20 protein-coding genes are annotated in these 23399 nt (G+C 70.9%); 3 read left to right on the forward strand and 17 right to left on the reverse strand.

The window, feature by feature from the left end:
* Positions 1-52: 52 nt before the first annotated feature.
* Positions 53-724 (reverse strand): FadR/GntR family transcriptional regulator, encoded by a 672-nt coding sequence (locus tag OG210_RS26745; RefSeq protein ID WP_328324990.1) that lies wholly within the window; start codon positions 722-724, stop codon positions 53-55.
* Positions 725-910: 186 nt separating this feature from the next.
* Here OG210_RS26745 and OG210_RS26750 point away from each other — a divergent pair, with 186 nt between their 5' ends.
* The gene (locus OG210_RS26750) at positions 911-1465 is read left to right on the forward strand and encodes a MarR family winged helix-turn-helix transcriptional regulator (RefSeq protein WP_371539031.1); all 555 of its coding nucleotides are present in this window, start codon (positions 911-913) and stop codon (positions 1463-1465) included.
* On the opposite strand, the gene OG210_RS26755 is transcribed toward OG210_RS26750, so the two are convergent.
* Genes OG210_RS26755 through OG210_RS26810 form a run of 12 tightly spaced genes read right to left on the reverse strand, consistent with a single transcriptional unit; the run spans position 1378 to position 12738 of the window.
* Complete coding sequence (locus tag OG210_RS26755) at positions 1378-2664, reverse strand: MFS transporter (RefSeq protein ID WP_371539034.1); 1287 nt, start codon at positions 2662-2664, stop codon at positions 1378-1380. The genes OG210_RS26750 and OG210_RS26755 overlap by 88 nt on opposite strands.
* Positions 2661-3677 (reverse strand): aromatic ring-hydroxylating dioxygenase subunit alpha, encoded by a 1017-nt coding sequence (locus OG210_RS26760; RefSeq protein ID WP_328324983.1) that lies wholly within the window; start codon positions 3675-3677, stop codon positions 2661-2663. The genes OG210_RS26755 and OG210_RS26760 overlap by 4 nt, the downstream gene beginning before the upstream one ends.
* A 1-nt stretch (position 3678) precedes the next feature.
* Entirely contained in the window at positions 3679-3903 is a 225-nt protein-coding gene (locus tag OG210_RS26765; protein ID WP_266858651.1) for a recombinase-like helix-turn-helix domain-containing protein, read from the reverse strand.
* Between the two features lie 55 nt (positions 3904-3958).
* Complete coding sequence (locus tag OG210_RS26770) at positions 3959-4906, reverse strand: PDR/VanB family oxidoreductase (protein ID WP_328324981.1); 948 nt, start codon at positions 4904-4906, stop codon at positions 3959-3961.
* A 10-nt stretch (positions 4907-4916) separates the two neighbouring features.
* Positions 4917-6542: a thiamine pyrophosphate-binding protein gene (locus OG210_RS26775; RefSeq protein WP_328324979.1), complete on the reverse strand. Its 1626-nt coding sequence runs from the start codon at positions 6540-6542 to the stop codon at positions 4917-4919.
* 10 nt (positions 6543-6552) lie between these two features.
* Complete coding sequence (locus OG210_RS26780; protein ID WP_328324977.1) at positions 6553-7341, reverse strand: SDR family oxidoreductase; 789 nt, start codon at positions 7339-7341, stop codon at positions 6553-6555.
* Positions 7342-7358: 17 nt separating this feature from the next.
* Positions 7359-8099, reverse strand: a complete 741-nt coding sequence (locus tag OG210_RS26785; RefSeq protein ID WP_328324975.1) for an SDR family oxidoreductase — start codon at positions 8097-8099, stop codon at positions 7359-7361.
* A complete protein-coding gene (locus OG210_RS26790) occupies positions 8099-8620 on the reverse strand; it encodes a cupin domain-containing protein (protein WP_328324973.1) in 522 nt (173 codons plus the stop codon). Before OG210_RS26790 ends, OG210_RS26785 begins: the two co-directional genes overlap by 1 nt.
* Before the next feature lie 35 nt (positions 8621-8655).
* On the reverse strand, positions 8656-9450 hold the full coding sequence (locus OG210_RS26795) for an alpha/beta fold hydrolase (RefSeq protein WP_328324971.1): 795 nt from the start codon (positions 9448-9450) through the stop codon (positions 8656-8658).
* A complete protein-coding gene (locus OG210_RS26800) occupies positions 9447-10235 on the reverse strand; it encodes an aspartate dehydrogenase domain-containing protein (protein ID WP_328324969.1) in 789 nt (262 codons plus the stop codon). Before OG210_RS26800 ends, OG210_RS26795 begins: the two co-directional genes overlap by 4 nt.
* Complete coding sequence (locus tag OG210_RS26805) at positions 10232-11212, reverse strand: VOC family protein (protein WP_371539041.1); 981 nt, start codon at positions 11210-11212, stop codon at positions 10232-10234. The genes OG210_RS26800 and OG210_RS26805 overlap by 4 nt, the downstream gene beginning before the upstream one ends.
* Positions 11213-11235: 23 nt before the next feature.
* Positions 11236-12738 (reverse strand): aldehyde dehydrogenase, encoded by a 1503-nt coding sequence (locus OG210_RS26810; protein ID WP_328324965.1) that lies wholly within the window; start codon positions 12736-12738, stop codon positions 11236-11238.
* Between the two features lie 276 nt (positions 12739-13014).
* Here OG210_RS26810 and OG210_RS26815 point away from each other — a divergent pair, with 276 nt between their 5' ends.
* Positions 13015-14415, forward strand: a complete 1401-nt coding sequence (locus OG210_RS26815; protein WP_328324963.1) for an MFS transporter — start codon at positions 13015-13017, stop codon at positions 14413-14415.
* A 95-nt stretch (positions 14416-14510) separates the two neighbouring features.
* On the opposite strand, the gene OG210_RS26820 is transcribed toward OG210_RS26815, so the two are convergent.
* From OG210_RS26820 to OG210_RS26835, 4 genes are all read right to left on the reverse strand, one after another.
* Positions 14511-16118, reverse strand: coding sequence for a glycerol-3-phosphate dehydrogenase/oxidase (locus tag OG210_RS26820; RefSeq protein WP_328324961.1), 1608 nt, complete (start codon positions 16116-16118; stop codon positions 14511-14513).
* Positions 16119-16123: 5 nt separating this feature from the next.
* Complete coding sequence (glpK, locus tag OG210_RS26825; RefSeq protein ID WP_328324959.1) at positions 16124-17653, reverse strand: glycerol kinase GlpK; 1530 nt, start codon at positions 17651-17653, stop codon at positions 16124-16126.
* 45 nt (positions 17654-17698) lie between these two features.
* The gene (locus tag OG210_RS26830; RefSeq protein ID WP_328324957.1) at positions 17699-18475 is read right to left on the reverse strand and encodes an MIP/aquaporin family protein; all 777 of its coding nucleotides are present in this window, start codon (positions 18473-18475) and stop codon (positions 17699-17701) included.
* 283 nt (positions 18476-18758) lie between these two features.
* A complete protein-coding gene (locus OG210_RS26835; RefSeq protein WP_328324955.1) occupies positions 18759-19523 on the reverse strand; it encodes an IclR family transcriptional regulator in 765 nt (254 codons plus the stop codon).
* A 239-nt stretch (positions 19524-19762) separates the two neighbouring features.
* Here OG210_RS26835 and metH point away from each other — a divergent pair, with 239 nt between their 5' ends.
* A complete protein-coding gene (gene metH, locus OG210_RS26840; RefSeq protein WP_328324953.1) occupies positions 19763-23278 on the forward strand; it encodes a methionine synthase in 3516 nt (1171 codons plus the stop codon).
* Positions 23279-23399: the final 121 nt, after the last annotated feature.

Genomic DNA, 23399 nt, shown 5'->3' on the forward strand with positions numbered 1-23399 from the left:
CAGGACACGGGGCCCAGGACCGGTCCCGGCGGCCCGGTCCTGGGCCCCGTACTCACAGGGTCGAGCGCAGCCACTGCTCGACGCTGGCGATGTGCACCGTCGCCCAGGACCGGGCCGCTTCGGCGTCCCGGTCCCTGAGCGCTGTCAGGATGGCGCGGTGCTCGTGGAGCGTACGGCTCACCGCGTCCTCCTGGGTCAGTCCCCGCCATACCCGGGCGCGGGTGGTGGGCCCGGAGAGGCTGTCGAGCAGTGAGCAGAGCACCGAGTTCCCCGAGCTCTGCACGATGCCCCGGTGGAACTCCAGGTCGCAGGCGACCAGTTCCTCCACGGAGGGCTGCGGGCCGAGCGCGTCCAGCTGGGCGCTGAGCGTCTCCAGCTCCTCCTCGCCGATCCGGTGCGCGGCCATCGCCGTCGCGGCCGGCTCCAGGATGCGGCGTACGGCCAGGAACTCCAGCACGGTGTCGTCCCGGTGGAAGTCCACGACGAAGCTCATCGCTTCGAGCAGCAGCTGGGGATCGAGACTCGTGACGTACGTGCCGTCGCCCTGCCGCACGTCGAGGATGCGGATCAGCGAGAGCGCGCGCACCGCCTCGCGCAGCGAGTTGCGCGACAGACCGAGATCCGCGGCGAGTTCACTCTCCTTGGGCAGCCGGTCGCCTGGCCGCAGTGCGCCCGAGACGATCATTTCCTTGATCTTCTCGATGGCCTCGTCGGTCACAGCCATGGGAACCTCGCCTCAACAGACATCCGATGTATCTGCTGATTATGGCTCCTCCGGGGCCTCTCGCGCACGCGGGTCCGGGTAACCCGCCGGACCGGGCCGTGCGACACCTGTGCGGAGCGATATATTTCAGGGCTAAGGTTTCATCCTTGTACGACTTTGTGAGCGGTGACAGGGAGGCTGCGGCGCATGGCCGGGAAGAAGACGGTGGGGGCACATCAGGATGCTGTCGCGTCCATTGTGGGGGACTGGGCGAGGGAGCGTCCCGAGCTGGACACCGCGCCCCTGGAGGTCCTCGCCAGACTGCACCGCACCTTTCTCAGGTACAGCACCAGGCTCACCAGCGCGATCGACCAGCACGGGCTCTCGGTGGCGGGCTTCGACGTACTGACCGCGCTGCGCAGGGCCGGTGCGCCCTACCGGCTGACGGCGGGCCAGCTCGCCGACTCGGGCCTGGTGTCGTCGGCCGGGGTGACGCTCCGGATCGACCGGCTGGAGAAGGACGGCCTGATCGTCCGGGAGCGCGACGCCGAGGACCGCCGCGTCGTCTACTCGCGCCTCACCGACGCCGGACTCGCCAAGGTGGACGAGGTGTTCGCCGAGCATCTCGACAACGAACGCCGGATGCTCGGCGGCCTCACCCCCGCGGAGTGCCGTCAGCTGGCACGATTGCTGTCCAGGCTGGAGCGGTCCATCACCGGATCGGACGCCGATGAGCCGGAACCGGACTCCGCCTCGGGCTGAGGGACCGGCCGGAGCAGCAGCCGGACGCCGCACACCAGCGTCACGGCCTGGGTGGCGGCCAGCAGCGCGTAGCCGGCAGCGAACCCCTGACCCCCGAGCAGCCCCATCACGGCGCCCATCGCCATCGGCATGAACGCCGAGACGAGATTGCCGATCCCGTTCACCACCCCGTAGGCACTGCCGACGGAGCCGGCGGGCGCCCCCTGCTGCACCAGCGTCGGGATCGCCGGACCCTGCAGACCCCAGAATCCGTTGGCGAGCACAAGACCGGTGGCGGCGAGCCAGGCGGAGTCCGCTCCGATGACCAGCAGGACACAGCCCCCGGTCCCGATACTGCCCACGACGAACAGCAGCGGGAGACGGCGCGGGGGCAGCCGGTCCAGCAGCCAGCCGCCCAGAAAGCCGGAGGCGAGGCTCAGCAGGAACGGCAGGGACGCCACCGCCCCCATCTCGGCCAGCGAGAAGTGGCGTTCCTGGAGCAGGTACGACGGCAGCCAGGCGCTGCTTCCCCAGAGATACGCGAGGGTGGCGATCTCTATCAGCAGGATGCTCCCGAGCCGCGGGGTGCGCAGGGCCTGTCCGAGCGTCGCCCGGAAGGACTGCCGCTCCGCCGTCCGCCGGATGCCCCGTCCCCGGACGAAGAACGCGATCAGCGGCAGCCCCACCACCGCGTTCAGGGCGGCGAGCAGCAGGAACGAGCTGTGCCAGTCGAAGCGGTTGACGAGATACGTGATCAGCGGCAGCCCCACCGCGGTCCCCAGCGAGACCCCCATCGAGGTCACCGCGTTGGGCTTGCCCACGGCTCCGGGCGTGAAGTGCTCACTCACATACATCGTCTTGAGCGAGAACAGCGGTCCCTCCGCCGTGCCGAGAAAGGCGCGCAGGACGACCAGCACGACCGCGCCCAGTGCGTACGGCGAGACCAGGGTGAGCACCGACCAGAGGGCGACGCTCACCAGGAGACCGCGGCGCACACCCAGGAGGGACTCGTACAGCGGGGTGAGGAAGAACGCGGCCAGCCCGTACCCGACGAGGAAGGCCGTCATCAGGGCGCCCTGCGCCACCCGGTCGCCAGTGATCCCGAAATGACCGGTGAAGGCCCGGTCGGTGATCAGCACCGACACATTGACCCGGTCGATGTACGAGATCAGCACGATGACCAGGAGGCTCAGGACACCCAGCCAGCGGCGGGTGATCACCGCGGCAGCGCCTGTTCCGCCGCCTGTGCCTCGGCCTCCGCCCGGTACATCCGGCGGAGCCGGACCACGCCCAGGTCGTGCTGGTACAGGTTCTCCCGCTGGTCGGCGTCGGCCGGCATGGCCTCCAGCATCACCCGGTCCTGTTCGAGCACCTCCCAGTGGCGCTTCTCGATCAGGGTCCGGTAGAGGAAGCGCCAGCTGTCCCGCTGCCAGCCCTCGACCTTGCGGTAGCGCCAGAAGAAGACACCCGTACGGTTCTCGTCCACCGGGCAGACCATCCCGACGATGCCGAACGGGCCGCCGGGGCCGGCCGACGGGGGATAGGGGATCGACAGGTCGACCCAGTCGACGCCGGTCCTGCACAGCTCGACCCAGTCGAAGTTGACGCCGCGCTGGTCGGTCTTCTCGAAGAAGTAGCCGCGCCCGGTCTCCCGGATGCGGAACTTGGCCGTGGTGTCGCCGTCGAACATCGTGTGCGACTCGTGGTGCAGGAACGCGCCGTGCATCGGGTCGAGCAGGTTCTCCACCGCGTACCGCCAGGGGCCGTTCCACTCCGCGTAGCAGAGGAACGAGTCGGTGCCCGGGTCGGTGAGCGGCTCCGGCAGCGTCAGCGGCGCAGGTTCGGGGTGCTCGTCGTCGCCGAAGTACGCGAGCACCGCCCCGCCCACCTCGCGTACCGGCAGGCTCCTGACGAGCTTCTTGCCCTCCAGGTTGCAGCCGGGCAGTCCCGGCACCGAGGAGACCGTGCCATCGGTCTCGATCTCAAGGCCGTGGTACCAGCAGGCCACCCGGTCGCCCAGGTGCTTGCCCAGCGAGAGCGGCGCGCCGCGGTGCGGACAGCGGTCGGCGAGCATGCTCAGCGTCGAGTCGGAGCGGCGGAACAGCAGCCACTCCTCACCGAGCACGGTGACCTTGCGCATCGCGCCCGGCGCCACGAAGCGGGAGGGCACGACGGGGTGCCACTGGTTGCGCAGTCCGGTGGCGTAGATGTGGTCGGCGGTCAGAGTGGTCATGTCACGCTCCCAGTCGGTTGATCTCGTCGCGGAAGGACTGCTCGGTCCACGGGGCGCCGTCGGGGGAGTGCACCTGGCGGGCGTTGAGCCCCCGTACGACGTCGGCCAGTTCATGGCCCTCGTGGGTGAAGACCTCTTCGAGCGCCGAGGCGAGCCGGTACTCGTAGGGGGTGGGCTCATGGGTGCGTGACTGATGTACGTCCAGGTAGGGCCAGTCGGTGGTCACAGTGCCTCCAGGAGGGGTTCGGGGTTTTCACGGCCTCCGCCGCGACAGGGGGTCATCAGAGGTCGAGTACGAGAGGTCCCGAGGCACAGCGCGACACGCAGATCATCATGGTCGCGTTCGACGCGTGCTCGGTCTCGCTGAGTACGAAGTCCCGGTGGTCCGGGGTGCCTTCGAGCACCCGGGTCTCGCAGGTCCCGCAGATGCCGTCCCGGCAGGAGCTGCCGACGCGGATGCCCGCGGCCTCGACGGCCGCCAGGACGGAGGTGCCGCTGCCGACCGCGACGGTGACACCGGACGCACGGCACTCCACGTCGAAGGCCGTGTCGTCCCCGGCCGGTTCGACGGCCGGTGCGGCGAACCGCTCCACCCGCAGCAGCCCGGCGGGGCAGACCGCCTCCACGGCATTGAGCAGCGGCTCCGGCCCGCAGCAGTACACCAGCGTGCCGGGGCCCACACCGTCCAGCGCCGCCGCCAGGTCGATGTGCCCCAGCTCGTCCTGCGGATGACGGAGCACGTCCCCGCCGCCGAGCGCCGCCAGCTCGGAGCCGAACGCCATGGATGCCCGCGTCCGGCCGCCGTGCACCAGGGTGTACGGAACGGACCTGCGCCCGGCCTCCCGGGCCATCGGCAGGATCGGGGTGATGCCGATGCCGCCCGCGATGAAGACGTAGCGCTCCGCTTCGTCCAGCGCGAAGTGGTTCCTCGGCCCGGCGGCGGTGACCCGCTGGCCGGGGCGCAGCCGGGTGTGCACATACCGTGAACCGCCGCGCGACGACGGCTCGTCGAGTACGCCGATGCGGTACCCGGACAGGTCGTGCGGGTCCCCGCAGAGCGAGTACTGCCGGGTCAGCCCGCCGACCTCCAGATCGAGATGGGCGCCGGGCTCCCAGGCCGGCAGTGGTTTGCCGTCCGGGTGGACGAGACCGACCGAGAGGACCCCGTCGGCCTCCAGGGTCATGGTGCGGACAAGAAGTTCGAGCCGGGATTCGCCGGTCGTGTCCATGGTGGCCTCCCTACGCCGTGGGGATCGTGACGGGCGGGGTGAACGGGTTCTTCATCGGGCCGAGTTCGGCCAGGTCGACCTCGACGAGCACCGGCCCGCCGGACGCCACCGCGTGCTCGAGCACCGGGAGCGCGTGCTCGGCGGCCGCTATCCGGGCGTACGGGAGGCCGCAGGCGCCCGCCAGTTGCTCGAAGTCCGGGGTGGTCAGATCGACGCCGGACCGCCGCTCGCTGTAGCGGTCCTGCATGTTGCGGAGCACGCCGTAGCCGCCGTCGTTGAAGACGACGAGGGTCAGGGCCGGGCGCTCCTGGGCGAGGGTGAGCAGCTCGCCGAGGTGGACGGCGAGGCCGCCGTCGCCGGCCAGCACCACGGTGGGGGTGTCCGGCCGGGCGAGCGCCGCCCCTATGCCCATGCCGAGGCCCTGGCCGATGCCGCCGCCGCGCGGGAAGACATTGGACCGGGGGTCGTACATGTCGAGGAGCCGGTTGCCCCAGCTGCTGGAGGCGATGGTGACATCGCGGGCGACGACCGCCTCGCGGGGCAGCACGGCCCGCAGCGCGTCGCAGACCGCGGCCTGCGGGCCGATGGAGTCGTGCAGCAGGGCCCGTACCTCCTCGCGTACGGCCGTGACCCGGTCCGTCCACTCCGGCTCCACCCGGCGCGCGTACGGCAGCAGGGACTCCAGCACATCGGCCGCGCGCCCGTGCAGGGCGTGCCGCGCCGGGTAGACGCGGCCCGGTGCGGCCGGGTCGACATCGAGCTGGATGTGGGCCGCGGGCAGTTCGAGGGTGTAGTCGGCGGTCTCGTTGGACCGGAAGTGCGTGCCGACGGTGAGCAGTACGTCCGCGTCGGCGAGCAGGGCGCGCCCGGCCGGCGTGGTGGCGAAGTTGCCGATGACCGCCGGGTGGTCCTCCGGCACCGCTCCCCGCCCCGAGTTGGACGTCAGCAGGCCCGCGCCGGTCGCCGCGAGCAGCGCCGTGAGCTGCGGTCCGGCTCCGGTCGCCCCGCCGCCCGCCCAGATCAGCGGGCGCCGCGCGGACGCCAGCAGCGCGGCGGCGGCGGCGAGTGCGGCCGCGTCGGGCACCGGATGCGGGACCTCGGTGGGCGCCGCACCGGAGTCGGTCTGCGCCGCGTACTGGAGATCCACCGGCCACTCGACGCTGCCGGGCCCGCCCGGAGCGGTCAGCGCGGCGCGGGCCGCCTCGCGCAGCAGCCGCCCCGCGTCATCGGCCGATGTGACGGTCGCGGCGTACGCGGAGACCGCACGCAGCATCGACAGCTGGTCCTTGGTCTCATGGATGAAGCCGCGCCCGCTGCCCAGGTAGGCGCTGTCGATCTGCCCGGTGACGTGCAGGACCGCGGTGCCCGAGCTGAGCGACTCGATGAGCGAACCGGCCGCGTTGCCCGCGCCGGTGCCCGTGGAGGTGAGCGCGCAGCCGATCGAGCCGCGCGCCCGGCCGTAGGCATCGGCGGCGCTGACGGCGGTGGCCTCGTGCCGCACGGGCACGAAGCGCAGCTCCCGGTCGACGGCCTCGACCAGCGGCAGGTTGTGCACGCTGACGATGCCGAAGACCGTGTCGATGCCGAGTTCACGCAGGACGGCGACGAGGAGATCGCCTCCGGTGGTGTAACGCATGGTGGTCTCCTCAGAGGATGGAGCGGCCGACGCCGCCGCAGACGTCGATGCCGGTGCCGGTGATGTACGAGGCGCGGGGCGAGAGCAGGGACACCACCGCGTAGGCGACCTCCTCGGCACGGCCGAGCCGGCCGAGCGAGATCCCGCGGTCGGCGGCCAGCTCCGCCTGCCACCGCTCGTACGGCAGCGAGGTGCCGGACGACGCGTGGCGGCGGGTCCACTGCCCGGTGTCGACCAGGCCCAGGCAGACGGAGTTGACCCGGATGCCGTCCGGGGCGAGCTCCTGCGAAAGGGACTTGGAGAGGTTGAGGATCCCGGCGCGGGCGGCGCTGGTGGTGATGAGCCGGGGTTCGGGCTGCTTGGCGAGTACCGCGTTGATGTTGACGACCGATGCGACCGGCGAGGCACGCAGCAGGGCGAGCGCCGCGTGCAGCGGGTTGAGGACGCCGGCGAACTTCAGCTCCAGCTCGTCCCGCCAGTCCTCCGCCGTGCTCTCGGCGAAGCCCTTCATCCGCGACTGGCCGGCGTTGTTGACGAGCCCGTCCAGCGCGCCGAAGTGCTCGGCCGTGCGCTCGGTGAAGCGGCGGACCGCTTCGGCGTCCCGGACGTCGCAGACCCCGGTGAGCAGCCGGTCGCCGCCCGCGCCGAGACCTGCGGCGGCCGCCGCGAGCCGGTCCGTGTCACGGCCGCAGGTGGCGACGTTGGCGCCCTCGTCGAGCAGGGCGCGGACCGTGGCCAGGCCGACGCCCGAGCTGCCGCCGGTCACCAGTACGGTGCGGTCGGCGAGGCCCAGATCCATATCAGTTGCTCCGATGGTCAGTTCATGGTGAAGCCGCCGTTGACGGCGATCACCTGTCCGGTGAGGTAACGGGACTCGGCGCCCAGCAGGTACGAGACGAGCCCCAGCAGATCGTCGGGGCGCTGCGGGCGTGAGATGGCCCGGTTGGCGCGGTACAGCTCATGGCGCTCGGCCGGTACGGACTCGGTGGCCTCGCCCTCGGTGATGCCGGGCGCCACCGCGTTCACGGTGATGCCGCGGTCGCCGAGTTCCCTGGCCATCGCCCGGGTGAGCGCGATCACGGCGCCCTTGGACGTGACGTAGTGGGCGAGCCGTGCGGAGCCGTACAGGGCGGCGTCGGACGCGAGATGGACGATGCGCCCGCCGTCGCCGTGCGCGAGCAGCTGGGGCAGCAGCGCTCGGGAGACCAGCCAGGGGGAGCGGGCGTTGACGGCCATCAGCCGGTCCCACTCCTCGACGGTGATGTCCTGGAACTCCTTGCCGCCCACGCCGTTGGCGAGCGCCGCGTTGTTGACGAGGCCGTGCAGCGGGCCGAGTCCGGCGACGGCCGACGCCAGGGCGTCGACCGATGCGGGGTCCGCCACGTCGCACTGTACGAAGTGGGCGTCCAGGCCCTCGTCGCGGAGCGCGCGGACCGCGGACTCGCCGCGTTCCCGGTCCAGTTCGGCGACGACGGCGCGGAAGCCGTCCCGGGCCGCCCGGCGGGCCATGGCCAGTCCCAGGCCACGGCCGGCGCCGGTGATGACGACAGTGCGCATCAGTCGCGGGTCACGCCGTGCATCGGCGAGTGCTCGGGGTAGGTCGGGACCTGCGGCTTCTGCGTGCCGATGACGACGCAGAACAGCGCGTCGGTGTCGCCCTCGTTCTTCAGCGAACGCGCCACGCCCGCCGGGACCACGATCATGTCGCGGTAGCCGAGCGTGCGGTACTCCGCCTCCTTGTCGCCGCGGTGGATCCCGACGCGGACCTTGCCCTCCAGGACGAAGAAGGCCTCCTCGACGTCGTGGTGGGTGTGCTCGGGGCCCTCGGCGCCGGGCGGCAGCAGCATGTTGGAGAAGGTGAACCCGCCGGACGGCAGGATCCTGTTGTCGCCGTCGTGGTTGCCGGTCGCGCCGGAACCGACGTAGCGGATCTGCGCGCGCCGGTACTGGTCACCGGCCTTGGCCTGGAACGCCAGGGTGTCCCAGTCGGGCTCGCGGGAGTCCTTCGTGGCGATCAGGGAGTCGGTGTAGCCGGCGAGGTCGCCGCCGTTGTCGTACTCGGTGGTGGTGACGGGCATGACGTGCTCCTTCTGCGCGGTACTGCTCGGGTGGGTCATTCGGGGATCTGTGCGGTGATCCGGAGGTGGGAGAGGACCCAGGCGTTGAAGGCCCGGGGCTGCTCCTGGTTGGCCAGGTGACCGGCGTCCTTGACGATCACGTAGGCGGACTTGTGGAGGGAGCCCGCGATGAGCTGGCTCGCCTCGACGCCGGTGACCCGGTCATGGTCGCCGCAGATGACCAGGGCGGGGGCGGTGATCGCGGTGAGTTCGGTACGGAGGTCGGCTGCGGCCATCGCCTCCGCCGCGTAGCCGTAGCCGGGCAGCCGGACGGCGCCGGCCATGGTGTCGACGACCCGCCGCACCAGGTCCTTCGGCGCCGCTCCGGAGACGAGCCGCGGTCCGCGCTGCTCGGCGAAGGCCCGCGGCCCGGCGGTCGCGAGCTCCGCCGCCCGTCCGCGCATGGCTGCCGCCTTCGCCGGGTCGGTGCCCGAACCGGCGCTGGAGTCGGCGACGATCAGCGAGGCGACGAGCCCCGGGTGGCGGGCGGCCAGCCGCAGTGCGATGACCCCGCCCCAGGAGACGCCCAGCACATGGGCGCTGCCGCCGCGCTCCTCGATGAGCGCCGCCGCCGCGTCCGCGTAGCCGTCGAGCGTCAGCGGGCCCTGCGGGTCGGGTGACGCCGCGTAACCCGGCGCGTCCCAGGCCACCACCCGTACGTACGCGGAGAGTTCCGCGAGCTGCGGGGCGAAGGCGGCGGACGACGAGCCGATGCCGTGCAGGCAGAGCAGCAGCGGTCCTTCGGTCCCGGCCTCCGTGACATGCGGGGCGGCCGACGGCGCGGCGGTCACAGGATCTGCCCCGTCCGCCCGGCGACGGCCGCGATGCTGCGCAGCACCGCGTACGGCACGATCTGGCTGGTGGCTGGGTTGCCCGGGTCCGGCAGATGTGTGACCTCGAAGCGGTACGCCCCCTGCGGGCCCTCCGCCTCGATCAGATGGCGGGTACGGTCGGCGCCCGGGTCGGCGACCACCCGGACCCGTACCGCGTCCAGGTCCCCCACGGCGAGGGCCACCGAAGCGGCCACATTGGTCGACTTGGGGAATTTCACCGGGATGTCGCGTGCGGTGCCCGACATGACCTCGACCGGACCGGTCGCCGTCCGCATCCGGGTCAGCAACTCCTCGTCCATCCAGGGCTGTTCCAGGGTGGACGGCAGTTTGGTGGTGGTCAGCCGGATGTCGTGCAGCGGTCCGAGGCCCCGGGCGGCCTGGAGCAGGTCGAGACCCCCGACGGCGCCCGATGTGAAGTACACCCGGCCGGGGCCCGCTTCCAGCAGCCGTTTCGCCAGCTCCTCGTCGGTGAGTGCCCCGGTCGACGCGATCAGCAGATCGGTCCCGGACCGCAGGATGCGCTCGGCCCACTCCCGTACGACGCCCTGGCCCGCGGCCTCCACGATCAGATCGCAGCGCTCCAGGGCCTCCTCGAACGTCAGCTGGGGGGCGGGTGCTTCGCCGATCACGCGGTTGTCCACCACACAGACCAGCTCGGCGCCTTCGACGGTGCCTGCGGCGAGTGCGGTGCCCACGGTGCGGCCGATGGCGCCCCAGCCGACGAGTCCCACGCTGCGGGTCATACCGGAATCTCCTCGGTGTCGGTGTCGGTGTCGGTGTCGGTGCTGGTGTTGGTGCCGGGGGCCGCGGGGGCGGCGAGCGGGCCGGGGTCGGGGGTGCCCGCCATCCGGTCGCGGATCTCCGCCGACGGCGGCCCGGCCGTGCCCCAGAGATCGGACAGTTCGGGGGTCCGCCGCCAGACCCGCGCGATCCAGGCGTCCTCCACGATCTGCGCGACCTCCGACGTGTACTCGCAGACGAGCCCCGACGGGTCGGTGAAGTACGAGAAGGTGTTGTCGCCCGGGCCGTGCCGGCCGGGGCCCCACTGCGGGACGATGCCGTGGTGACGCAGGCGGCCGAGCCCGCGCATGAAGTGGTCGACCGAACTCATCTCGTACGCCACGTGGTTCAGCGACGCCCACTCGGCCTGGTTGAAGGCGATGCAGTGGTGGTCGGCGTTGCACCGCAGGAACGCCATCTGGTGCTCGGACCAGTCGGAGACCCGCAGGCCGAGCACATCGCGGTAGAAGGCGACGGACGCGTCGATGTCGGTGGTGTTGAGCACGGTGTGGGTGATGCCGACCGGCACCGAGCCGTCCCGGCCGCGCGGTGCGACCGCCTCGACCTCGGCGCTGATCTCGATCAGCCGGTGCTCCGGGTCGGTGAAGCGCAGCCCGTAGCCGCCGCCCACCTGGTCGAGCGGTCCCGGGCCCGCGACCGGGGTGATGCCCCGGGCGAGCAGCCGCCGGGCGGCCTCGTCCACCTCGGCGGGTGTGGCCACGGCGAAGGCGATCCGACCGAGGCCGGTGCGGTCGGCGCGGGTGAGGTGCAGGACGTGGTGCTCGGTGCCGGTGCCGCGCAGCCAGCGCGCACCGGGGCCGGACTCGACGCTCTCCAGACCCCAGACCTCCTGGTAGAAGTCGGCGGTCTCGGAGAAGGCGGGGGTGAAGAGCTCGACGCTGCGCAGTGACCGCAGCCGGCCGATGGGGGGTTGGGGCATGACTGTCTCCAAACGAAAGACCCCTAGGGGGCGGCCCAGGGGAGGGGGGCGTCCGATGTGCCCCAGTACAGGGACTTCTGACGCTGGTAGGCGCGGATGCCGTCGCGGCTCTTCTCCCGCCCCAGACCGCTGTCCTTGAGGCCGCCGAAGGGGGTGGCGATGCTGAACTGCTTGTACGTGTTGATCCAGACCGTGCCGGCCTCCACCCGTCGGGCGATCCGCCAGGCGGCCCGGTGGTCACGGGTCCAGATGCCGCAGGCCAGCCCGTACACCGAGGCGTTGGCCCGCCGGACGAGGTCGTCCTCGTCGTCGAACGGCAGCGCGGCGAGCACCGGCCCGAAGATCTCCTCCTGGCAGGTGCGCGAGGAGTTGTCCAGTCCGTCCAGGACGGTCGGCAGGTAGTAGGCGCCGTCCCGGTACTCGTCGCCCGGCGGGACCGAGCCGCCGCAGAGCACCCGGGCCCCCTCGGCGCGCGCCAGGTCGACCCGGGCCGCGACGGAGTCCCGGTGCCGGTGGTGCACCAGCGGCCCGACCTGGGTGTCCGGCGCGGTGCCCGGGCCGACCCGCAGTTTCCGGGTGCGCTCGACGAGTTCACCGACGAAGGCGTCATAGATCTCACGCGCCACGAAGAGCCGCGAACCGGCGATGCAGGACTGGCCGCTGGAGGAGAAGACCCCGAACATCACGCCGGCCAGGGCCTGTTCGATGTCGGCGTCGGCGAGCACGATGGTCGGTGACTTGCCGCCGAGCTCCAGCGAGACGGGCATGATCTTCTCGGCCGCGGCATGCGCGATCGTCCGTCCGGTGTCGGTACCGCCGGTGAAGCTGACCTTTCCGGTACGGGGATGGCGCACGATGGCGTCGCCCACGACGCTGCCGCGCCCGGGGAGCACCGAGAGCAGCCCGGCGGGCAGTGCGAGTTCACCGAGGGCGCGGCTGATCAGCCGGCCGAGCGCGAGCGACACCAGCGGGGTCCACTCGGCGGGCTTCAGCAGGACCGCGTTGCCCCCGGCGAGGGCGGGCGCGAGCTTCTGCGCGTCGCTGGCCACCGGGGAGTTCCAGGGGTTGATCGCGCCGACGACGCCGATCGGTTCGTAGGTGCTCATCGTGAGGTAGTCGCCGCGCGAGGGGGTGATCGCCTCCTCGGCGGTCTCCAGCGCGGCGGCCGTGTACCGGAAGGTCCCGGCCGCGCTGGCCACCAGGGCGCGGGTCTCGGTGAGGGCCTTGCCCGTGTCGGCGGTCTGGAGCGCGGCGAGGTGTTCCGCTGCGCCCTCGGTCAGCTCGGCGATCCGGTACAGCAGCCGGGCGCGCTGGTGGGGGAGGAGTGCGCGCCAGGCAGGGTCGACGGCGGCGCGGGCGGCGCCTTCGGCGGCCTCGTCGACCTCCGCCGGGGTCACGGCGTGCACGGTGGCGAGCACCTGGCCGGTGGCCGGGTCGACGGTCTCGGCCGGCGCACCGGCGCCGCGGCGCCACACGCCGGCCACGAGCGCTTCGTCGGGTACTTCGGCAGCAGGGGACCGGGGCATTCGGGAGCCTCCTGGCTGAACGGGGTTGGGTGGGGGCTGCTTTGGGTGAGGGCTAGAAATCTAAGGGCTTAAATATCTCGACGCAACCCCTAATTGTTTGGTGATTTACCTGTGCAGACCCTTGACGCCGTCCGGTGCGCAGGCGATACAACTTAAGCGCTAAGAAACTTTGGCCTAACGCGCTTCGTAGTCCGGGTTGCGGACAACCTCCGTGGGACACCGCGTTCTTCTCGCCTCGCCCTCGCCCCTCAGCCGTGGAGTCGGAGGACCCTGCATATGACGATCGACGCTTCAGCGGACCGAGCGGTCCGGGCGGCCGTAGCCGCCCGTTTCGAACGGCTCCCGATGAGCCGCTGGCATGTCACCGTCCGGCTCATCGTGGGCGCCGTCACCTTCTTCGAGGCGTTCGACCAGCTTCTGATCGCGTACGCGATGCCCCAGCTGCGCCACGAGTGGCACCTGACCGATTCCGCCTCCACCTGGCTGCTCACCGTCGGCTCGGTCGGGATGCTGATCGGTGCGGTGCTCTCCGGCCGGCTCGCCGACCGGATCGGCCGTGTCAAGGTCATCGCCCTGTGCGTGGCCGTCTCCAGCCTCGCCAACCTCGCCCTGGCCGCGACCCAGTCGTCCGGCTCTTTCATGGCGGTGCGCTTCGTCCAGGGACTGGCCATCGGCGGCGAGGTCCCGGTGGCCGCCACCTTCATCGCCGAGATCACCCGCAGCCACCGGCGCGGGCGGTTCGTCCTGCTCTACGAACTGGTCTTCCCGGCCGGACTCACCGTGGGCGCGCTGGTCGCCGCCTGGGTGGTGCCGCTGCTCGGCTGGCGCTGGATGTATGTGCTGGCCGCCGTGCCCGGGGTGCTGTGCGTCCTGGTGCAGCGCGCCGTACCGGAGTCGCCGCGCTGGCTCGCCGAACACGGCAGGGTCCAGGAGGCGGCCGATGTGATGGCCAGGATCGAGGCCGCGGTCCAGCACGCCACCGGGAAACCGCTGCCACCGGTCACCGACCCGCCGGCGGACGAGGCGGGCACGGCGCCCCGAGCGGTCCCGGAAGCCGGGACGAGCGGTCTGCGCGGGCTGTTCACCGGCCGCTACCGCCGCCGCACCCTGGTGATCGGCGCCCTCTGGTTCACCGGCTACTTCGTCAACTACGGCATCACGTCCTGGCTGCCGACGATCTACCAGAACCGCTACGGCCTCTCGCTCTCCGACGCGCTCCTCTACTCGACCGTCACGGCCTGCGCGGGACTCGCGGGCTGTCTGGCCGCGGCCCTCACCGTGGACAGCGCCGGACGCAGGCGCGTCATCACGGTCTGCCTGTCCGGAGCCGCCGTGATGCTCTTCGTACTCGCGTACCTCGGCGCCCGGACACCCGTCCAGGTGCTGGTGTGGACCTCGCTCGCCGCGGTCTTCTTCTTCGGCTCCAACATCTGCCTCTACCTCTACACACCCGAACTCTTCCCGACCCGGATGCGGGCCCTGGGCAGCAGCATGGGCGGCGCGATGAACCGGCTGGGGGTGATCCTCGGCCCCATCGCCGTCGGCATGGTGTACGCGGGGGGCCATGTCTCCCCGGTCTTCGTGGTGCTGGGAGCGGTGGCCCTGGCGGGCGCCGCCGTCGCGGTGGTCGGCGCGGAGGAGACGGCGGGGCGGCGCCTGGAGGAGGTCTCGCCCTGAGGCGCTGCCGCACCGGGCAACCGGATGACACGAGTGAGGGGCGGCCCGCCAGGACCGCCCCTCACCGCTGTGCTGCTTTCACCGCAGCGCAGTCACTACTTCTTGCCGAGCACGTCCTCGACCTTCGCCCGGACGTCGTCCGTGGCCAGACCCCGGATCGTCAGCGTCGTACGGCGGCGCAGCACGTCGTCGGCCGTCTCGGCCCACTCGTGGTCGCGCGCGTAGACGACCTGCGCCCAGATCTCCGGGGCGTCCGGGTGGACCCGCTCGGCCAGCGCCGGGTCCTCGTTCGCCAGCCGCGCGATGTCGAAGGAGAGCGAGCCGTAGTGCGTGGCCAGGTGGCGGGCGGTGTCCGCCGCCATCCGCGGCCCCGGCGTCCCGCCGTCCACCAGCAGCCGGTGCGCGACCGCGTGCGGGTTGGCGATGCCGGGCAGCGGCTGCTTCTTCGGCAGGTGCGAGATCGGCTCCATGTCGTCGCCGAGCGGGTGGCCGGGCAGTGCGGCCAGCTTGTTCATGACCGTACGGCCGATGTGCCGGAAGGTCGTCCACTTGCCGCCCGCCACCGACAGCATCCCGCCGCGCCCCTCGGTGACGACCGTCTCGCGCTTGGCCTTCGAGGTGTCACCGGGGCCGCCGGGCAGCACCCGGAGCCCGGCGAAGGAGTACGTGATCAGATCACGCGAGAGCTGTTGGTCCCGTACCGAGAAGGCGGCCTCGTCCAGGATCTGCGTGATGTCCTTCTCGTTGACCGAGACATCGGCCGGGTCGCCCTCGTACTCCTCGTCGGTGGTCCCGAGCAGCAGCTGGTCCTCCCAGGGGAGGGCGAAGGTGATCCGGTACTTGTCGATCGGCGTCGCCAGCGCGGCACGCCAGGGCGCGGTGCGCTTGAGCACCAGGTGTGCGCCCTTGGAGAGCCGGATGGAGGGCGCCGCGTTCGGGTCCTCCAGCTTGCGCAGGTGGTCGACCCAGGGGCCGGTGGCGTTCAGTACGAGCCGGGCGCTGACGCCGAACTCGCTGCCGTCGAGCCGGTCCTTGAGCTCCGCGCCGGTCACCCGGCCCTGCGTGAAGCGCAGCCCGGTGACCTCGGCGTGGTTGAGCACGGTGGCGCCGGACTCGACGGCGGCGCGCACCGTCATCAGGGCCATCCGGGAGTCGTTCATCTGGTCGTCGCCGTAGACCGCGACGGCCTTGAGGTTGTCGGTGCGCAGCTCGGGCACGTCGCGCTGCGCCTTCGCCGCGGAGATGACGTGGCCGACACCGTCGCCGAAGGCGGAGAGCGCGGAGTAGGCGAAGACGCCCGCACCGAGCTTGGCCGCGCCGTGCGGGCCGCCCTTGTACACCGGCAGGTAGAACGTCAGCGGGTTGGCCAGGTGCGGGGCCACGTCACGGGAGACGGCGCGGCGCTCGAAGTGGTTCTCCGCGACCAGCTTCACGGCCCCCGTCTGGAGGTAGCGGAGGCCGCCGTGCAGAAGCTTGGAGGAAGCGGACGAAGTGGCGCCGGCGAAGTCACCGGCGTCCACCAGGGCCACCCGCAGCCCGGACTGCGCGGCGTGCCAGGCGGTGGAGATGCCCAGGATTCCGCCGCCGATCACCAGGAGGTCGTACGTCGCCTTGGAAAGCTGCTCCCGAGTCTCGGCGCGGCTCGGAAGGGAGCCGGAGGCCGGGTGCGTCCCGAGGGCCGGGACGCTCTGCAGGGTGGTCATATTGGTTACTCCTCGTCTTCGAGCCAGCCCATGGTCCGCTGTACGGCCTTGAGCCAGTTCTTGTACTCGCGGTCACGGACGGCCGCGTCCATCCGGGGTGTCCACTCGGCGGCCCTGCGCCAGTTGGCGCGCAGTGCGTCGGTGTCCGGCCAGAAGCCGACGGCGAGACCGGCGGCGTAGGCAGCGCCGAGGCAGGTCGTCTCGGCCACCATCGGGCGCACCACGGGTGCGTCGAGGAAGTCGGAGAGCGTCTGCATCAGCAGGTTGTTGGAGGTCATACCGCCGTCGACCTTGAGCGAGGTCAGCTCGACGCCGGAGTCCTTGGTCATGGCGTCGCTGATCTCACGCGTCTGCCAGGCGGTGGCTTCGAGCACGGCACGGGCGATGTGCGCCTTGGTGACGTAGCGGGTCAGACCGGCGATCACGCCGCGCGCGTCGGGACGCCAGTAGGGGGCGAACAGACCGGAGAAGGCCGGCACGAAGTACGCGCCGCCGTTGTCCTCGACCGATGAGGCCAGGGTCTCGACCTCGGCGGCACTGTTGATCATGCCCATCTGGTCGCGCAGCCACTGGACGAGCGATCCCGTGACGGCGATCGACCCCTCCAGGGCGTACACCGGCTTCTGGTCGCCGATCTGGTAGCCGACGGTCGTCAGCAGGCCGTTGTACGAGTTGACGGGCGTGCCACCGGTGTTCATCAGCATGAAGGTGCCGGTGCCGTACGTCGACTTGGCCTCGCCCTCGGAGAAACAGGTCTGGCCGAACAGGGCCGCCTGCTGGTCGCCGAGCGCGGAGGCGACGGGGACCCCGGCGAGCACGCCCGCGCCGGCCGTGCCGTACACCTCGGCGGACGAGCGGATCTCCGGCAGCACGGCCGCCGGGATGTCGATGGAGGCGAGGATCTTCGGATCCCACTTCATCGTGTGCAGGTTCATCAGCAGCGTGCGGGAGGCGTTGGTGACGTCCGTGACGTGGACGCCGCCGTTCACCCCGCCCGTGAGGTTCCAGATGACCCAGGAGTCCATGGTGCCGAAGAGGATGTCGCCGGCCTCGGCGCGCTCGCGCAGCCCCTCGACGTTGTCCAGCAGCCAGCGGATCTTCGGCCCGGCGAAGTACGAGGCGAGCGGCAGGCCGGTCTCACGGCGGAAGCGGTCCTGGCCCACGTTGCGGCCGAGCTCGCGGCAGACCGCGTCGGTGCGGGTGTCCTGCCAGACGATGGCGTTGTGGACGGGCTCACCGGTGTTCTTGTCCCAGAGCAGCGTGGTCTCGCGCTGGTTGGTGATGCCGATGGCCTTGACGTCGGCCGCTGTGATCCCGGCCTTCCCGACCGCGCCCGCCACGACTTCCTGGACGTTGGTCCAGATCTCCGCGGCGTCGTGCTCGACCCAGCCCGGCTTCGGGAAGATCTGCTCGTGCTCCTTCTGGTCGACGGCGACGATCCGTCCGTCCCGGTCGAAGACGATGCAGCGGCTGGAGGTGGTGCCCTGGTCGATGGCCGCGATGAACGGCCCGGTGGTGTGAGCGTCAGTGGTCACGGTGTGCTCCGAGAGTCTGAGGGGGTGGTCGTCGGTGCCGGGAGCTCACGCGAAGGCGAGGTTGTACAGACCGCCTGCGAGAGCGCCGCCTATGAGGGGGCCCGCCACGGGTATCCACGCGTAGCTCCAGTCCGAGCTGCCCTTGTGGGGGAGCCGCAGCAAGGAGTGGACGATACGCGGGCCGAGGTCACGGACCGGGTTGATGGCGTAACCGGTCGGACCGCCGAGCGAGAGGCCGATGGACACGACGACCAGCGAGGTGATCAGAGCGCCGATGATGCTCAGGCCCTTGCCGTCCGCGCTCAGACCCTGGGTCAGGATCGCCAGGACGAGGACCATGGTGCCGATGATCTCGGTGGCCAGGTTCTGCACGACGTTGCGGATCTCGGGCGCGGTGAAGAAGACACCGCCCACCGGGCCGGGGCCCGGCTCGCTCTTCCCGGTGCTCTTGGCCGGCGCCGCGATCTCCGGGTCCCTCAGGTGGGCCTGGAAGTGTCCGTAGTACGCCACCCAGACCAGCGTCGCGCCGATCATGGCGCCGAGCAACTGCGAGCCGAGGTACAGGGGTACATCGCCCCACGGGGTGTCGCCCTTGATGGCCAGGCCTATGGTCACCGCCGGGTTCAGATGAGCGCCGGAGACACCGGTGGAGATGTAGGCGGCGGTCAGTACGGCGAATCCCCAGCCGAACGTGACGGCCAGCCAGCCCGCGTCCTTGGCCTTGGAGCGCTTGAGTGTTACGGCGGCGCACACACCGGCGCCGAGCAGTACGAGTACGGCGGTCCCGATGGTCTCGCCGATGAAGATGTCGGAGCTGGACACCCGCGACTCCTTTGTCCTTCGTCCAGGGGAAGCCGGACACCGGTTTCCTCCGGTCGTCCGCGCCCTCAGGTGAGGGCGTTGCCGGCCCTTGGCACTGTCACACCTTAACGCGTATTTCCGTTAAGTGTTCGACAATGCCGACCGATGAACGGCAGTTTTGTCCTGAGGTCGGTAAAACGTCAAGGGGCTGTGACGTGAAACTCGAAGAGGACTTCCCGTGGGGCCGTGCCGGGGCCGGGCCGGGACCTTGCCGGGGCCCCGAGGCCGTACCCCCGGCGACGCCTCAGAAGCGGCCGGCGCCCAGATCGCGCGAGACGGAGCGGGCGCAGTCGCGCACCGCGGCCACCAGCTCCGGACGCAGCTCCCCGTCCACGCAGACCCGCTCGACCGCACCGGTCACCGCGATGGCGCCCAGCGGCATCCTGCGCCGGTCGTGGATGGGGGCGGCCACCGATGCCACGCCCTCCCAGGTCTCCTCGACATCGGAGCCCCAGCCGCGCGCCCTGGTGAGGTCGAGCACCGACTCGAACTGCTCCGGGTCGCTGATCGTGCGGGGGGTGAAGATCTGCCGCTCGGTCTCCATGGCCTCGCTGTGCGCCACCGGGTCGTACGCCGAGAGCACCTTGCCGAGGGCGCTGGAGTGCAGTGGCTGCATGGCTCCGACCTCCAGCACCTGCCGGCTGTCGTCGGGGCGGAAGACATGGTGGACGATCAGGACGCCCCGCTGGTGCAGGACGCCCAGATAGACGCTCTCACCGCTGGAGCGGGCCAGGTCGTCGGTCCAGACGAGGGCGCGCGCCCGCAGCTCGTGCACATCCAGATAGCTGTTGCCCAGGCGCAGCAGCTCGGCCCCCAGCTGATAGCGCCCGGATGCCGGGTCCTGCTCCACGAAGCCCTCCTGCTGGAGGGTCCGCAGGATGCCGTGGGCGGTGCCCTTGGCCAGGTCGAGGGAGGAGGCGATGTCGGACAGGCCGAGCCGCCGCTCGCCGCCCGCGAGCAGCCTCAGCATCGCAGCCGCCCGCTCCAGGGACTGAATGTTCTTCGCCATTGCTGGGCCACCCTCCACGCTGTTCGGCAATGCTGAACACTATCGGTCCATGTCGACCAAGTGTCACGCGGAGTGCGGCCGGGTGACACCGGACGCCACCCGCGGAGCCGTGGTGGCAGAGGTGTCCGTCCCGTGGAACACCCGCCCCGATCGGCGCCGTCCCCGTTACCCTGGCCTGGTGCGCCATCCTGCCGGAAGGCGCAAAGCCGACAGCCGTCGCATCCCAGGGAGTACATTCCATGGCCTCGTCGCCGACCCCTTCCGCTGACAGCCGGACCCGAGCCGACGCACTCCGAGAGGCACTCGCCACCCGTGTGGTGGTGGCCGACGGTGCGATGGGCACGATGCTGCAGGCGCAGGATCCCACTCTCGAGGACTTCCAGCAGCTGGAGGGCTGCAACGAGATCCTGAACGTGACCAGGCCGGACATCGTCCGCTCGGTGCACGAGGAGTACTTCGCTGTCGGCGTCGACTGCGTGGAGACGAACACCTTCGGTGCGAACCACTCGGCGGCGAACGAGTACGAGATCGCCGACCGGATCACCGAGCTGTCCGAGGCGGGCGCCCGCCTCGCCCGCGAGGTCGCCGACGAGTTCGGTGCGAAGGACGGCCGCCAGCGCTGGGTCCTCGGCTCGATCGGCCCCGGCACCAAGCTGCCGTCCCTCGGCCACACCACGTACGACGTCCTGCGGGACGGCTACCAGCAGAACGCCGAGGGGCTGCTCGCCGGCGGTGCGGACGCCCTGATCGTGGAGACCACCCAGGACCTGCTGCAGACCAAATCGAGCCTGATCGGCGCCCGCCGCGCGATGGACGCGCTCGGCGTCAGCGTTCCGCTGATCTGCTCGCTCGCCTTCGAGACGACCGGCGTCATGCTGCTCGGCTCCGAGATCGGCGCCGCGCTGACCGCCCTGGAGCCCCTGGGTATCGACCTGATCGGTCTGAACTGCTCGACCGGCCCGGCCGAGATGAGCGAGCACCTGCGCTATCTGGCCCGCCACTCGCGTACGCCGCTGATGTGCATGCCGAACGCGGGCCTGCCCGTGCTGACCAAGGACGGCGCGCACTTCCCACTCGGCCCCGAGGGTCTGGCGGACGCGCAGGAAGCATTCGTGACCGACTACGGTCTGTCCCTGATCGGCGGCTGCTGCGGTACGACGCCCGAGCATCTGCGACAGGTCGTCGACCGGGCCCGCGCCCTCACCCCCACAGCCCGCGAACCGCGCCCCGAGCCGGGCGCCGCCTCCCTGTACCAGAGCGTGCCGTTCCGCCAGGACACCGCGTACATGGCGATCGGCGAGCGCACCAACGCCAACGGCAGCAAGAAGTTCCGCGAGGCCATGCTGGAGGCGCGCTGGGACGACTGCGTGGAGATGGCGCGCGACCAGATCCGCGAGGGCGCGCACATGCTCGACCTGTGCGTCGACTACGTGGGCCGCGACGGGGTGGCCGACATGACCGAGCTGGCCGGCCGCTTCGCCACCGCCTCGACCCTGCCGATCGTGCTGGACTCCACCGAACTGCCCGTGCTGCGGGCGGGGTTGGAGAAGCTGGGCGGCCGGGCCGTCCTCAACTCGGTCAACTATGAGGACGGCGACGGTCCCGAGTCACGCTTCGCCAAGGTCACGGCGCTGGCGGTCGAGCACGGCGCCGCGCTGATCGCGCTGACCATCGACGAGGAGGGCCAGGCCCGTACCGCCGAGCACAAGGTCGCCATCGCCGAGCGGCTGATCGAGGATCTGACGGGCAACTGGGGGATCCATGAGTCGGACATCCTCATCGACACCCTGACCTTCACGATCTGCACCGGTCAGGAGGAGTCGAGGGGCGACGGCCTCGCCACCATCGAGGCGATCCGCGAGCTCAAGCGCCGTCACCCGGACGTCCAGACCACGCTGGGCCTGTCCAACATCTCCTTCGGCCTCAACCCCGCCGCCCGCGTCGTCCTCAACTCCGTCTTCCTCGACGAGTGCGTGAAGGCGGGACTGGACTCGGCGATCGTGCACGCCTCCAAGATCCTGCCGATCGCCCGGCTGGAGGAGGAGCAGGTCAAGGTGGCCCTCGACCTGATCTACGACCGCCGCGCCGAGGGGTACGACCCCCTGCAGAAGCTCATGGAGCTCTTCGAGGGCGTCAACATGAAGTCCATGAAGCAGGGCAGGGCCGAGGAACTCATGGCCCTCCCGCTGGACGAGCGTCTGCAGCGCCGGATCATCGACGGCGAGAAGAACGGCCTGGAGGCCGACCTCGACGAAGCACTCCAGGACCGGCCGGCCCTGGAGATCGTCAACGACACCCTCCTGGAGGGAATGAAGGTCGTCGGCGAACTCTTCGGCTCCGGCCAGATGCAGTTGCCGTTCGTGCTGCAGTCGGCCGAGGTCATGAAGAGCGCGGTGGCCCATCTGGAGCCGCACATGGAGAAGACCGACGCCGACGGCAAGGGCACCATCGTGCTGGCCACCGTCCGCGGCGACGTCCATGACATCGGCAAGAACCTCGTCGACATCATCCTGACCAACAACGGCTACAACGTCGTCAACCTCGGCATCAAGCAGCCCGTCTCCGCGATCCTGGAAGCCGCCGAGGAGCACAAGGCCGACGTCATCGGCATGTCCGGCCTCCTCGTCAAGTCCACAGTGATCATGAAGGAGAACCTGCAGGAGCTCAACCAGCGCAAGATGGCGGCCGACTTCCCCGTCATCCTCGGCGGCGCGGCGCTGACCAGGGCGTACGTCGAACAGGACCTGCACGAGATCTACGAGGGCGAAGTCCGCTACGCCCGCGACGCGTTCGAGGGCCTGCGCCTGATGGACGCGCTGATCGGCGTCAAGCGGGGCGTCCCCGGCGCCGTACTGCCCGAGCTCAAGCAGCGCCGGGTACCGAAGCGGGACACGGCCGCCGTCCTGGAGGTGGACGAGCCCGCGGGTTCCGTGCGCTCGGATGTGGCGGTCGACAACCCGGTCCCGGAGCCGCCGTTCTGGGGCACCCGCGTCGTCAAGGGGATCCAGCTCAAGGAGTACGCGTCCTGGCTGGACGAGGGCGCCCTCTTCAAGGGGCAGTGGGGGCTCAAGGAAGCCCGCAAGGGCGAAGGCCCCACCTACGAGGAGCTGGTGGAGACCGAGGGGCGTCCGCATCTGCGCGGCTGGCTGGACCAGCTGCACACCAAGAACATGCTCGAAGCGGCCGTCGTCTACGGCTACTTCCCCTGCGTCTCCAAGGGCGACGACCTGATCCTCCTCAACGAGGACGGCAGCGAGCGGACCCGCTTCACCTTCCCCCGCCAGCGCCGCGGCCGCAGGCTCTGCCTGGCGGACTTCTTCCGCCCCGAGGAGTCCGGCGAGCGGGATGTGATCGGTCTTCAGGTGGTCACTGTCGGCTCGCGGATCGGCGAGGCCACGGCCGAGCTGTTCGAGGCCAACTCCTACCGTGACTACCTCGAACTGCACGGCCTGTCGGTGCAGTTGGCGGAAGCACTCGCCGAGTACTGGCACGCCAGGGTCCGTTCCGAGCTCGGCTACGCCGGCGAGGACCCCTCGGACGTCCAGGACATGTTCGCGCTGAAGTACCGCGGTGCGCGCTTCTCGCTCGGCTACGGTGCCTGCCCGGATCTGGAGGACCGGGCGAAGATCGCCGAGCTGCTCCAGCCCGAGCGGATCGGCGTACACCTCTCCGAGGAGTTCCAGCTGCACCCCGAGCAGTCCACCGACGCGATCGTGATCCACCACCCCGAGGCGAAGTACTTCAACGCCCGGTAGGTCCGGCAGTCCGCCACCGGACCACGGGTGCGCCGCATCGCAGCGCGTGCCGGACCGTCCCGACGTACACTGGTCGGTCCGGTGCAGGCCGGTTGTCCTCCCAGCAGGATGGGCGACCGGC

Source organism: Streptomyces sp. NBC_00466, assembly GCF_041433995.1.
GTDB lineage: Bacteria > Actinomycetota > Actinomycetes > Streptomycetales > Streptomycetaceae > Streptomyces.